Consider the following 12,917-nt stretch of genomic DNA (forward strand, 5'->3'; position numbering starts at 1 on the left):
TATATTCGATTTCTAATCAAACTTAAGCATGTCAGACGAAAAGATCATCTTCTCAATGTCGGGTGTAAATAAGATTCACCCCCCACAAAAACAAGTACTTAAGAATATCTATCTATCATTTTTCTATGGTGCTAAAATAGGTGTCTTAGGTCTCAATGGTGCCGGTAAGTCATCCCTACTGCGAATAATTGCAGGAAAAGATACTGATTATCAGGGTGAAGTAGTGTTTTCGCCTGGATATTCTGTGGGAATGTTGGAGCAGGAGCCCGAGCTTGATCCTGACAAAACAGTCATTGAAGTGGTACGTGAAGGGGTGAAAGAGGTCAATGACCTGCTAAAAGAATATGACGATGTGAATGCCAAGTTCAGTGATCCGGAGATTTTAGAAGACCCTGATAAGATGAACAAGCTCATTGAAAAACAGGGAAAGATCCAGGAGAAATTGGACGCAACAGGAGCTTGGGAGATAGACCACAAGCTAGAACGTGCGATGGATGCACTCCGAACGCCTCCAGAGGACGCTCTCATTAAGAACCTTTCAGGGGGTGAGAAAAGAAGAGTTGCGTTGTGCCGCTTGCTATTAGAGCAGCCGGATGTGTTGCTGTTGGATGAGCCAACCAACCATTTAGATGCCGAATCAGTGCTTTGGCTAGAGCAGCACTTACAGCAGTATGAAGGAACTGTCATTGCGGTCACTCACGATAGATACTTTCTTGATAATGTGGCAGGTTGGATTTTGGAACTAGATCGTGGAGAAGGGATCCCATGGAAAGGGAACTATAGCAGCTGGCTGGATCAGAAGGAGAAGAGGTTGGCAAAAGAAGATAAGCAAGAATCTAAACGCCAGAAGACATTACAGCGTGAGTTGGAGTGGGTGCGGATGAGTCCGAAGGGGCGTCAGGCTAAAGCCAAAGCCAGACTTAGCGCATATGATAAATTGCTTGGAGAAGAGGCTAAGGAGAAAGAAAAACACTTGGAGCTCTACATCCCACCAGGTCCACGGCTGGGAGCTAAGGTCATAGAAGTGAATGGAGTAGCAAAAGGTTACGGTGATAAGCTTCTTTATGAAGATTTGACCTTCAGTTTGCCACAAGGGGGAATCGTTGGAGTGATTGGTCCGAATGGTGCAGGTAAGTCTACTCTATTCAAGATGATTACCGGGAATGAGACCCCAGACAAAGGAACTTTTGAAGTGGGAGAGACCGTGGTGATGAGCTATGTAGATCAGGAGCATGATCAGCTAGAGCCCAATAAATCAGTATATGAGGTGATCTCTGAGGGAAATGAAATTATCGATTTGGGTGGGCGAGAAATGAATGCACGTGCTTACGTAAGCAAATTCAATTTTTCTGGTCAGGATCAAGGCAAGAAAGTGGGGACGCTCTCAGGAGGGGAGCGAAACAGAGTACACCTGGCACTGACGCTCAAGCGTGGAGCTAACTTGATTCTTTTAGATGAGCCAACAAACGATCTGGATGTAAATACCCTTCGCGCCTTAGAAGAGGCTCTTGAAAATTTCGGTGGATGCGCAGTTGTGATCAGTCACGATCGTTGGTTCCTTGACCGTATCGCCACACATATCTTAGCATTTGAAGGGGATTCCCAGGCTTATTGGTTTGAGGGAAATTTCTCCGAATATGAAGAGAATAGGAAGAAACGCTTAGGTGATGAAGCCCCTAAAAGAATAAAGTATAAAAAGTTAATGGGTTGATAATCTGATGATTAGGAATTAACTTTATTAAAAGCCTAATCATTATGAAAACTACATTAATTACCCTGAGCCTTTTATTTATGTTTTCTGCAATTGGGCAGGATATGCTTTCTGTAGCAAAGGAGGAGGAAACGTATGAAGAGCGTGAGGAGATCATTCTCTCTATCATGAATGATGGTGCAAAGCAATGGTACGAAGGAAAACCAGAAGGTTACGTGGCGGCATATGCCGAGGATATTACTTATTTTGACCCTGGAACTAATGGAAAGCGGATTGAATCTAAGGAAGAATTGGCAATAATTTTTTCGGAGAGAAATACAGCAGCTACTTACGAAATCATAGATCCTGCTTTTCAGCATTCAAAAGATTTTTCAGTACTCACCTATCAGATTATTCAGGAATTTAATGGTATTACCCTTCAATGGAATTGTACCGAAGTGTATGCTAAGGTAGATGAGAACTGGAGTGTAATCCATGGTCATTTTTCACCTTATTCTGAAGAAATCGCTATGCTCCCAAAGAAAATCCTATTTCTTGGTGGTGGAGTGGGTGCCATAGTATTTCTATTGGTTGGCATTTTGATTGGCAGAAGGACCAAAAGGAAATAGTCAGGTAAAGACCCGATCAGGCAAGGATTCTGTCAAGGAATGCCCACAAAGATTGAGGTGATAAGCTGTAGATGAGGTAATTGTAGTAGAAGACTGCTATTGATGGTATAGCTATAGCTAATACAATTTTGACTATCCCTTTGACGCTGTAGGTTTGAAAGAAAACGGTCAGAACCCAGGTATTATATGCAGCATTTATGAATCCGTAGAAGAGTGTCACCTCATCAACTGGAAAGTAATGGATAATAGGGATGAATATGATTAGGACTAGAAATTGACCTACACCAATGTATAAATTGAGAATGTAATGCTCGATTAGATTGTAGGTTTTTTTGTAGAAAATTATCCAGCTGCATAAGCTAAATAGAGGGATGGCTGTAAAGGTAAAGAATGAGAAATATTTGGTTGAATAACGATAATATCCTTCCAAATCTCTCAATTCAGTTACGTCAATTACGAAGTGTGAGAAAGTATCGAATTCATAGGTGAGAAAATTGGTGATAGCACCTACTATCAGGAATAATTTGAATGGGTTGGCAAAACCGACACGACTACCTAAAATGAAATTTCTAACTGCTTTGCCAGGCTGCTTGAGTAGCAGATACAAGGTGTGAAAAAATCCACGATCAAAATCAATGGAATCTAAAATCTGATGACCTATATGTCTCAATTCAAATCGATCTGTGTTTGTTTTTTGACCACAATTTGGGCAGAATTTTTCTGTTGCGATGTTTCCGCAATTTTTACAATGCGCTTTAGATGTTGGGTCGATTGACAAAACGCTTTTTACATAATTTAAATAAAATTTGGTTTATTTGATGCTTTAGAGAATCCTAAATCCACTCAGAATTCAATCATGAAAAACCTAACCCTACTACTTTTTACAGCATTGACAGTCACCTCCGTTTTTGCCCAGCGAACAATTATTCATGCAGGCACATTGATCGATGGTGTCTCCCAAAAAGCCACGACCGAGAAATCCATTGTGGTGGAGGGAAAAAATATCGTTTCTATTGAAAATGGATATATCTCACCAAATGATGGAGATGAGGTTATTGACCTAAAAAATCACACTGTGATGCCTGGCTGGATAGATATGCACGTACATATGGAGGGTGAGACTAGCCCCGATCGGTACATTCGAGCATTCACTGACAATCCTGCTGACAAAGCTTTTGCGTCTGTAGACATTGCAAAACGAACATTGATGGCTGGTTTCACAACGGTGAGAGACGTTGGAGGTAGCGGTGTAAATGTTTCACTTCGTGATGCAATTGCTAAAGGAATTATAGACGGCCCCAGGATTTTCACTTCAGAGAAGGGACTGTCCATTACGGGAGGGCATGGCGACCCTACAAATGGTTACCGCGATGATTTAATGGGTGATCCGGGCCCAAAAGATGGGGTAGTAAATAGCGTAGAGGATGCAAGAAAGGCCGTGCGTCAGCGATACAAGAATGGAGCTGATCTGATTAAAATAACAGCAACCGGAGGTGTACTGAGTGTGGCTAAAGATGGTCAGGGTGCACATTTTCAGGAAGCGGAGATCAAAGCGATTGTAGAAGCAGCGGCAGATTTGGGATTCCATGTGGCGGCACACGCGCATGGTGATGAAGGTATGAGAAGAGCTGTTGCCAACGGGGTGAAAACCATCGAGCATGGCACCTATATGAGTGATGCTACCATGGACTTGATGATCCAGAAAAATGCGTACCTCGTGCCAACCATCACAGCAGGTATGGAGGTAGCGGAGAATGCAAAAAAGCCAGGCTACTATCCTAAGGTTGTGGCAGATAAGGCTCGTGTGATTGGCCCAAAAATTCAAGGTACATTTTCCAGAGCATACAAAAAAGGAGTGCCGATTGTATTTGGTACAGATGCTGGCGTATTCAAGCACGGCGAAAACGCAAGGGAGTTTACCTACATGGTAGAGGGTGGCATGCCGGCAATGGATGCGATTATTTCAGCTACTTCGGTTCCTGCCAAACTCCTCGGTATGGAGGATCAGATAGGTATTCTTAAGGCTGGTTATCTAGCAGATATTGTAGCGGTTCCGGGAAACCCATTGGAGGATATTGAGGTGATGAAGAATGTGAGGTTTGTGATGAAAGAGGGTGAAGTTTATAAGAAATAAAAAAAGCCCGGGAGACCGGGCTTTTATTCGTTTTCAATTCTCAATTTTTCATTCATTACATCTTTCTTACCTTCCCACTTCCGGAGGAATTTCCAATCACACGATCCGGATTTCCAGTGTAGTAGACACTGCCACTTCCGGAAATATCGGCGCTCACTTCTTCAGTCGCTGTGATGTAGCAGCTGCCTGATCCGCTGATGGACGCTTCAAAGATTTTCACGGTCAGATCCTCTGCTTTTACTCTACCTGATCCGCTTATTTTGGCCTCAGCCTGATTTGCCTTTCCATTTAAGCTGATGCTACCCGATCCTGAAATTCGAAGATCCATTTCGTCACTGTTTAAATCGAGATCCATGTTGCCTGATCCACTCACCGACAATCGGATGTCATCAGTATCCAGATCGCCTTCGCTTTCAATTGATCCGCTTCCACTTACAGAAAGGCCTTTTATGTCTTTCATGGTGATATAGATATCTACTTCAGACTTCCTCCAGCCACTGTTCCAGTTCCACTTATCTTCTCTTTTGATTACAAGTTTGTCGCCTTTCATGTCAAATTCAATCTTTCCAAAGATTTCGTCATCACATTTGATTTCTACTTTCTCGTTTGTTCCCTGCTTAAGGTATACTGTGCCAGAAATGCCCAGTGAGAGTTCATCGAAGCTACCTACATCGACAGTTCGTTTTTGTCCGTAGGAAATAGATATAGCTGCAGTTAGTAGTAAGGTAAGTATCGTCTTCATTTTGAGTTGTTTTTTTGATTAGAGACAGTTGGTAAGGTAGAAGGTTGCATCAGTATGGTTTTTCTCCTACCCAATTGCCTGGCGGATCATAGTTGCATACCCAGATATCCATTCCATCACACTCTATTTTGGCGCACCCTACCTTCTTTGTTGTTTGCCAAACGATCTGAGTATAATGTCCACACATCTTGCCCGGCTTGCACTTGTTTCTGGCATAGTTGTAGTCGGCCTTTTCGCCAGCCCAGGCGTCTACCACATAGGCTGCATCAAAAGCCCCGGCTGTTCCCTTGAAGAGATTCTCTCCAAATTTATTGTCGGGACGATGTTCCCATCCACAATTTTTTCTCTTCAATTTTTTGGCCCAGTCTGCAGCCAGTTCAGCCATTTCTTCAGACCATTCCAATTTTTCCATAACCCCTACATCTGCTCTCCAGTAATTATGCCTATCCAGAATCATCTTGATTTCTTCATCTGTAAGGGCAGTTTGATCATCAATGTTATTTGGCATCAGCCAAATGAGGCTGAGTAGGTAAAGAGTGATTTTCATTCAGTTATTTTTTTGAGACAATAGCTATAACGAATCTGCCCGTGTTTAAGATATGATCCACTCTTTATAGGATTATTTAACGATCTGGATATTGGACTGGCAGGGATTTTGATAACTATAGAGAAATAGCTTAGGACAGAAAATGTTCTAGTCTTTTTTGGTTAGTTGAGGGCCCTGTCAGCCAGCTTGCTGATAGGGTTTCTTTTTTTCAAAATGAGTCTATTTTTCGTGGATTCTCCCGTCAAGATTTATAACTTGGAAAAAATCCCGATTTTATTTTGCAATCGATATTATCATCTCAAACTGACCTTCTGAAGAATTACCGAAGCATTAGGGCTCAAACACAACACCTCTGCGATCCGCTGGAAATTGAGGATTTTGTCGTACAGCCGGTGATGGATGTAAGCCCACTGAAGTGGCATCTGGGACATACCACCTGGTTTTTCGAAACATTCGTTTTGAAGCCAAACATGGAAGGTTATAAAGAGTTTCATCCTAAATATCCTCTGTTATTTAATAGCTACTACATCTCTGCAGGTGATCGCTGGTCAAGAGAAAATCGCGGACAGCTAACCAGACCCACAGTCAAGGAAGTTTTTGAATACCGTGCCTATGTGGATGAACACATGGATCGATTTCTGAAGGAAGTGGAGGTTGATGAGGAACTAGGCAGGGTGATTGTGTTGGGGTGTAATCATGAGCAGCAGCATCAAGAACTTTTTTTGTATGATATCAAGCGAATCTTAGGAGACAATCCTCTTTGTCCACCGTACATTGAGAACAAGAGGTCTGTAAAAAAAGTGGAGGTAAAGACTAACTGGCTTTCAGTGAAGGAGGGAGTATATGAGGTTGGATATGAAGGTGATGGCTTTCACTTTGACAATGAGGAGGGAAAACACAAGGTATTTCTTCATGAGTATCAAATTGCATCAGGCCTTGTAACCAATGGTGATTTTCTGGAATTCATTCAGGCAGGTGGGTATCGGGATCACATGCTTTGGTTATCCGAAGCTTGGGATTGGGTAAATGAAAATAAGGTTAGCGCTCCACGATATTGGAGTCAGGAAGATGGGGGCGAATGGTGGCATTATACACTGAATGGTTTTGAGAAAATAGACCTAGATGATCCGCTATGTCATGTTTCCTACTACGAAGCGGATGCATTTGCCAGATGGAAAGGATGCAGACTGCCTACAGAGCAGGAGTGGGAAGTTGCATGCAAGATGTATTCCCCAAACGTACTCAGCTCTGCAAATTTTGTTGAGGACAATGAGTTTAGGACCATTCAAACCGGAGATTTTGACTTCTTTGGAAACGTGTGGGAGTGGACATCCAGCCCCTACACTGCTTATCCATACTACAATCCCCCAAAAGGAGCACTTGGTGAGTACAATGGAAAATTCATGGTGAACCAAATGGTACTCAGGGGTGGTTCTTTTGGTACACCCAGAAACCATATACGCCCAACATATCGTAATTTCTTTCATCCTCATTTGCGCTGGATGTTTTCAGGCATTCGATTGGCAAAGCATATATAGAACATGACCCAAGCAGAAGCAACAACCATCTTCGAAGAAGAAATTTTAGAAGGCCTGAAAGCCAGAAACAAGTATTTGTCCTCCAAATATTTCTATGATGCAAGAGGAGATGAACTTTTTCAGCAAATCATGAAGCTGGAGGAATACTACCTTACTCGAAAGGAGCATGAAATTTTCACGACACACAAAGAAGCCATTCTACAGTCAATATATGATGGTCAAACCTTCAGAATTATAGAACTAGGGGCGGGGGACGGTTCTAAGACCAAAATCTTGTTGAAGCATTTTTTGAGTCGGGGGATAGATTTTACTTATACTCCTGTGGATATATCGGGGAATGTGCTGGAAATTCTAGAGTCGAATCTGAAAGCGGATATGCCGGATTTAAAAATGGAGTCTTTTCAAGGGGATTATTTTGACGCTCTGGCTGAAATTTCTACCAGCCCGGAGAAGGATGTGGTGTTTTTCTTAGGATCTACATTGGGAAATTTTACTGAGGAGGAAGCTGTAGGTTTTATGTCCAAGCTTAGGAGTTTTCTTAAGCCAAATGACCTTCTTTTTTTAGGAGTTGACTTAAAAAAGGATCCATCTATCATTTTGAATGCATATAATGATGATCAGGGTGTAACACGCGAGTTTAACCTCAACCTGCTGGATCGAATAAATGATGAACTTGAAGCAAATTTTGATCGGAATCAATTTCAGCATTATCCATACTACAACCCCCACACGGGAGAGTGCAGGAGCTATCTCATCAGCAAAGTGAGACAAGAGGTGATCGTTGCAGGAGAGACCATCCATTTTAGACCATGGGAGGCTATTTTCATGGAAGTTTCTAAGAAATACGATGAAGTACAGCTTGAGGAATTAGCTGACAAGTCCGGATTTAAACCCATAAACTCCTTTTATGATCAGGAGGAATGGTTCGCAGACCTACTTTGGAAAAGTGAAAAATAATTTCAGGCCTGGTAGGGTTTTTTTGTTAATTACCGTCCATTAAGTAAACAAAGACGACAACAATGCAAAAATTGAATTGGAAAGTAGCCTTATTGGCATTTGGGACATTTATGTTCACAGCTTGCGGTAGTGATGATACTGCTACTCAAATTGACGAAGAAATAGATGATGAAGTAACCGATGAAGTAACCAAGGTAGATATCAGCACTGTGGCTTCAAAGTTTTACCATACGGATGCTGTGAGTGTTACATTCGATGATAATTGGGTGACCATCACCTCATCAAATCTACCGGATCACAAAAGCATGTATTACCCAATGGATGATCCATTATACGAAGCATACGATGAGCCTGATAATCCTGATTTTAAGAAAAATCCAGGTGAGATTGCTGCTCAGAATTATGTGTTTAAAATCCCAAGATATCCTTCCGAAGCAGCTGTTAAAGAATCTACACCGATGGGACCAATGGGTGTAGCTATAAACAGTATCGTTTTCTTCAATCAGGAGGCAGCTCCTGATGATGATATTTTGGAGGAGCTAAATACGTTTGATCAGTATGAAGGTCACCCTGCCGGTGATGCTTACCATTACCATATCGAGCCAATTTGGTTGACTGAAAATAAAGGCTCTGACGCGTTTCTAGGATTCCTATTGGATGGTTTTCCGGTATATGGGCCCATGGAAAATGGAGTTGAGATCACCAACGATGATTTGGATGATTATCACGGGCACACTACAGCTACTGCAGATTTCCCTGATGGTATTTATCACTATCATATTACTGCAGATCTACCTTGGATCAATGGAGACGGCTTCTATGGTGAGGCTGGAACTATTACCCAATAAATAAAACCTAAAATCAAAGCCAGCTTAAGTGAAATTGAGTTGGCTTTTTTAATTATGAAAAGAATTAGTCAGGTTGGATTATTGCTACTGGTGATTTGGGGATGCAGCAAGTCCAAAGAGGGGGTGGTTGAAGCAGTATTGGAGATGCATGAGATCCCAGAGGTATCTGTATCGATTTCGGATGAGCGTATCAAAAAACGGCAAAGTGGGGAAGTTTATTTCAATAATTTGCCTTTCTCAGGATATCTCATTGAGCGATATTCAAACGACACCATCGCTCGCAAAACAGGATATTTTGAGGGAAAGCAAAACGGAATGACCACCGCCTACTATCCAGACGGGAGCATTCAATATCAGCGTCCATACCTGAATGGAGAGAAGCATGGGATACATATAGGATTTCATAAAAATGGAGTTAAAGCTTACGAATATTACTTCGTTAACGGGTTCAATGAGGGGAATCACAAGGAATGGTTCGAAACTGGTGCACTTGCTGCTGACATGAATTATGTCGATGGAAAAGAGTTTGGGAGGCAACAGGTATGGAGGCCGGATGGAAAGGTGCGATCCAACTACATCGTGCGCGAAAATGGAAGAAGGTATGGACTCATGGGAATAAAAAGATGTACCAAATTGGATGGGGTTACTCAGACAGTTGACCCTTATAAAGGAACTGAAAAATGAAAAATCTAGCATATTTATTATTTGCCGCTTTATTGCTCGGATGTTCTTCCAAAAAAGGAGAGGAAAAACTTGACCTTCCTTTTTACAATGAGGAAACTTTCACTGCTGAGTGGATAGAAGAAGATGATCCGGCATATGATCAAATACATACTATCTCTGATTTTAAGTTTATCAATCAGGAAGGTGAGATCATTACGAATGAGACATTTGACGGAAAAGTATATGTGGCCAATTTTTTCTTCACCATGTGCCCTACAGTATGCCCTAAAATGGAAGCTAACCTTTCATTGATTCAGGAAGAGTTTAAGGGGAACGATCAGGTGAAAATCCTTTCTCATACTGTGATGCCATGGGCAGATAGTGTCGCTCGCTTAAAAGAATATGCGCTTCAAAATGACATTAATTCGGATCAATGGTATTTGGTGACTGGTGAGCAGGAAGATTTATACAAAATGGGCAGATTGGCTTATTTCGCTGATGAAGGATTCGGGAAGGGGGTCACTGATCTGGATGACTTTTTACACACCGAGAACATGGTGCTGGTGGATCAGAAAAGAAGAATTAGAGGGATTTATAATGGTACTTTGAGGCTGGAAATGAGAAGGATGATGGATGACATCAGACAGCTTCTGGAAAAGTAAAAAAGTGCGCATGAGAAGATTCGAACTTCCACGGGATTACTCCCACCACCCCCTCAAGATGGCGTGTCTACCAATTCCACCACATGCGCAAGGGACGGCAAAAATAACTTTTTGAATTGATTTCTATGACTTTAAATAAAAAAAGCCGGAAGATTAATCTTCCGGCTTTTTTGTGAATTCTTTAAAGTTTAATGCTCGTGATCATCATCATCGCTTTTGGCATGGCCGGTGCTATGATAACTATGAGTAATTTTTTCAGTCTGCGATAGTAGAAGTGCAGAAACGATGAAAACCATGTGAATTACAATCTCGATTACAATTCCCTCTGGAGATGTCTTTTGTACCTCATTTCGATAATCAATGAACGTTTTGAGGAGGTAAACCCCAGAGATGGATGCAAGTGAGGTTGCTAGTTTAATTTTCAACTGACCAGCGTCCAAACCTTCAAGCCATAGTGGCTTATCATCATGCATGTCTACATCAATTCTACTTGTAAAGATCGAGTATCCCCCGATAGTCACCATCACTACGAGGTTCATTACCATGGAAATGTCAACGAGTCCCAATATGCTAAGCATCATTTTGGTTTCATTCCACATGGTGGTGTATTTCACCATGTACAGGAGTTCCTCAAAAAATTTATACAGATAAAAAAACGAAGCGATGATCAGCCCGGTATAAAGAGGGGCTTGTACCCATCTACTCCAGAAAATAAATCCTTCAAAAAAGCTTTCAAACCGTTTTATTGGGGAATTCTCGTTACTCATAGTGCTTTGACCGATTATAATTTAACCTGAAATATAAAAGATAATTTAAAGCAAGACTCTTTAAAGGTCGAAATTAAGCTAATCTTCATCAAATAATACCAAAGTACCACCTATATAGTCATGTAGTCCCCGGCATTTCTGGTTAAAAAGAATCAGAATAAAACCTCCGAAAAACAGGAGCAGAGAGAGCATTTTCGAAACATTTCTTAGAGAAGACTGAAGGAAACTAACTCTACGGCCATTGAGGTTATATACTTTCAATTTCGACCATTTTTTACCTGGTGTAGCCTGCATTTTACTAGCTTCAAAAAGTATGTGGTACAAAAAGTAAATGGCTGCCATTATCATGAAATCATAGTCAGATCTAGGCACTAGAAAGGAGACCATATAGAATAATAGCAGAATAGGTAAGAGATCAATGTTGTGTGCCAGTAGTCGGCGGGAAAAGCTTGCGTATTTATGATTAGTGGAGTGCAATTGATATCTTTATTGTATCACAAAACTCAACAATCTAATCATGAAAATTCTTAAAATTTTAGGGATAATCATTTTAGTGATTATCGTAATTGGTGTGGGGGGAATCATTTTTGGACCAACAGAAGTGCATATGGAGCGCGAAATTACCATCAATGCCCCCATTGATGTGGTTTATGATGAAGTAAATGGATTTCAAACGTTTGATCAGTTTTCAGCATGGTCCGAGGTTGATACCTCGACTATAATTGTAATCGATGGCCCAGCTAAAGGTGTTGGAGCTTCCTATAGCTGGGAAAGTGATAATTCTGATTTAGGAAAAGGTTCCATCGAAATTGTGGAATCTGATGGGCGCATGGTAAAATCAAAAATGAATTTTGAAGGCTATCCGGGAGAGCCATTCGCATCATGGATACTTTCTGAAGAAGATGGTCAAACGAGAGTCGTTTATACCTATGATGAGACTGATATTTCAGGAATCATGAAGCTGCTCAGCTTTGCAACTGAAAGTATGCTTGCTCCTATGTATGATAGGACCCTGGAGAAGTTGAAAGCACGAGTTGAAAGTCGCCCTGATTTTACCTATGAAATTGAAGTAGTTGAAACAGATTCCCAGCCCTACATCGGAGCGAATGCTGCTTCGTCCTCAGATCCGGCGGCAATTGGCGCAGCAATGGGTGAAGCGTATGGCAAAGTGGTTTCCTATCTCAATGCAAACTCCATAGAAATGCAAGGGCCACCAATATCCATTAACATAAGCTATGATGAACAGAATGCAGAGATGATTTGCGCTATTCCAGTAGCAGAGCTAGTGGAAATTGATGGTGATTTGATCAGTGGAGAGACTTATGTAGGCACAGCTTTGAAAACTGTTTATTATGGCAACTACGATGACATTGGCAATGCGCATCGGGATTTGAATGCCTACATATCCTATTACATGTATGAAAGGAATGGACAGCCATGGGAGGAATATATTACTGATCCTATGACAGAGCCTGACACCTCTAAGTGGATGACCAACGTGTATTATCCAGTGAAGTAAACCTTCAAAGAAATTACATTCAAAAGGACTCCATTTAATTGGAGGCTTTTTATTGCAATGTTATATGGGTTTAAATAGTTTTGCCGTCCGTTTACGGATGATGCCTGAGTGGCGGAACTGGTAGACGCGCACGACTCAAACTCGTGTTCCGCAAGGAGTGCCGGTTCGATTCCGGCCTCAGGTACAAAGCCTCTCAATATTTTTGGGAGGCTTTTTTTATC

The 12,917-nt window shown here is 41.5% G+C and carries 14 protein-coding genes and 2 tRNA genes; 10 read left to right on the top strand and 6 right to left on the bottom strand.

Annotated features, from left to right (window positions below; all coding sequences use genetic code 11):
* Positions 1-28 precede the first annotated feature (28 nt).
* Positions 29-1,711, top strand: coding sequence for an energy-dependent translational throttle protein EttA (gene ettA / locus ACEQZT_RS09190; RefSeq protein WP_370089139.1), 1,683 nt, complete (start codon positions 29-31; stop codon positions 1,709-1,711).
* 44 nt (positions 1,712-1,755) lie between these two features.
* Entirely contained in the window at positions 1,756-2,319 is a 564-nt protein-coding gene (locus ACEQZT_RS09195; RefSeq protein WP_370089140.1) for a nuclear transport factor 2 family protein, read from the top strand.
* Positions 2,320-2,335: 16 nt separating this feature from the next.
* On the opposite strand, the gene ACEQZT_RS09200 is transcribed toward ACEQZT_RS09195, so the two are convergent.
* Positions 2,336-2,989 carry a DUF3667 domain-containing protein gene (locus ACEQZT_RS09200; RefSeq protein WP_370089141.1) on the bottom strand — a complete coding sequence of 218 codons (654 nt, stop codon included), beginning with the start codon at positions 2,987-2,989 and terminating at the stop codon, positions 2,336-2,338.
* A gap of 186 nt (positions 2,990-3,175) precedes the next feature.
* On the opposite strand from ACEQZT_RS09200, the gene ACEQZT_RS09205 reads away from it, so the two are divergent.
* Positions 3,176-4,453: an amidohydrolase family protein gene (locus ACEQZT_RS09205; protein WP_370089142.1), complete on the top strand. Its 1,278-nt coding sequence runs from the start codon at positions 3,176-3,178 to the stop codon at positions 4,451-4,453.
* Between the two features lie 55 nt (positions 4,454-4,508).
* Here the strand turns inward: ACEQZT_RS09205 and ACEQZT_RS09210 are convergent, their stop codons facing one another.
* Together ACEQZT_RS09210 and ACEQZT_RS09215 are read right to left on the bottom strand one after the other, a co-directional pair.
* Positions 4,509-5,195: a head GIN domain-containing protein gene (locus ACEQZT_RS09210; protein WP_370089143.1), complete on the bottom strand. Its 687-nt coding sequence runs from the start codon at positions 5,193-5,195 to the stop codon at positions 4,509-4,511.
* Positions 5,196-5,244: 49 nt separating this feature from the next.
* A complete protein-coding gene (locus ACEQZT_RS09215; protein ID WP_370089144.1) occupies positions 5,245-5,742 on the bottom strand; it encodes a CAP domain-containing protein in 498 nt (165 codons plus the stop codon).
* Positions 5,743-6,020: 278 nt separating this feature from the next.
* Here ACEQZT_RS09215 and egtB point away from each other — a divergent pair, with 278 nt between their 5' ends.
* The 5 genes from egtB to ACEQZT_RS09240 all read left to right on the top strand — a co-directional run bounded on the left by egtB (position 6,021) and on the right by ACEQZT_RS09240 (position 10,410).
* Complete coding sequence (gene egtB / locus ACEQZT_RS09220; protein WP_370089145.1) at positions 6,021-7,280, top strand: ergothioneine biosynthesis protein EgtB; 1,260 nt, start codon at positions 6,021-6,023, stop codon at positions 7,278-7,280.
* Between the two features lie 3 nt (positions 7,281-7,283).
* Positions 7,284-8,237, top strand: coding sequence for an L-histidine N(alpha)-methyltransferase (egtD, locus tag ACEQZT_RS09225; protein WP_370089146.1), 954 nt, complete (start codon positions 7,284-7,286; stop codon positions 8,235-8,237).
* Positions 8,238-8,299: 62 nt separating this feature from the next.
* Entirely contained in the window at positions 8,300-9,085 is a 786-nt protein-coding gene (locus ACEQZT_RS09230) for a YHYH protein (protein ID WP_370089147.1), read from the top strand.
* Between the two features lie 54 nt (positions 9,086-9,139).
* Positions 9,140-9,769: a toxin-antitoxin system YwqK family antitoxin gene (locus ACEQZT_RS09235; RefSeq protein WP_370089148.1), complete on the top strand. Its 630-nt coding sequence runs from the start codon at positions 9,140-9,142 to the stop codon at positions 9,767-9,769.
* The gene (locus tag ACEQZT_RS09240) at positions 9,766-10,410 is read left to right on the top strand and encodes an SCO family protein (RefSeq protein WP_370089149.1); all 645 of its coding nucleotides are present in this window, start codon (positions 9,766-9,768) and stop codon (positions 10,408-10,410) included. Before ACEQZT_RS09235 ends, ACEQZT_RS09240 begins: the two co-directional genes overlap by 4 nt.
* 5 nt (positions 10,411-10,415) lie before the next feature.
* Here ACEQZT_RS09240 and ACEQZT_RS09245 read toward each other — a convergent pair.
* The 3 genes from ACEQZT_RS09245 to ACEQZT_RS09255 form a co-directional block, all read right to left on the bottom strand.
* Positions 10,416-10,499 (bottom strand) — tRNA-Leu (locus ACEQZT_RS09245).
* Positions 10,500-10,598: 99 nt separating this feature from the next.
* Positions 10,599-11,177, bottom strand: coding sequence for a TIGR00645 family protein (locus ACEQZT_RS09250; protein WP_370089150.1), 579 nt, complete (start codon positions 11,175-11,177; stop codon positions 10,599-10,601).
* A gap of 78 nt (positions 11,178-11,255) precedes the next feature.
* The gene (locus tag ACEQZT_RS09255) at positions 11,256-11,654 is read right to left on the bottom strand and encodes an RDD family protein (RefSeq protein WP_370089151.1); all 399 of its coding nucleotides are present in this window, start codon (positions 11,652-11,654) and stop codon (positions 11,256-11,258) included.
* Positions 11,655-11,694: 40 nt separating this feature from the next.
* Here ACEQZT_RS09255 and ACEQZT_RS09260 point away from each other — a divergent pair, with 40 nt between their 5' ends.
* Both ACEQZT_RS09260 and ACEQZT_RS09265 read left to right on the top strand, forming a co-directional pair.
* Positions 11,695-12,696, top strand: a complete 1,002-nt coding sequence (locus ACEQZT_RS09260; RefSeq protein ID WP_370089152.1) for an SRPBCC family protein — start codon at positions 11,695-11,697, stop codon at positions 12,694-12,696.
* A 102-nt stretch (positions 12,697-12,798) separates the two neighbouring features.
* Positions 12,799-12,880, top strand: a tRNA-Leu gene (locus tag ACEQZT_RS09265).
* Positions 12,881-12,917 lie beyond the last annotated feature (37 nt).

It is taken from the genome of Ekhidna sp., from assembly GCF_964218185.1.
Classification (GTDB): domain Bacteria; phylum Bacteroidota; class Bacteroidia; order Cytophagales; family Cyclobacteriaceae; genus Ekhidna.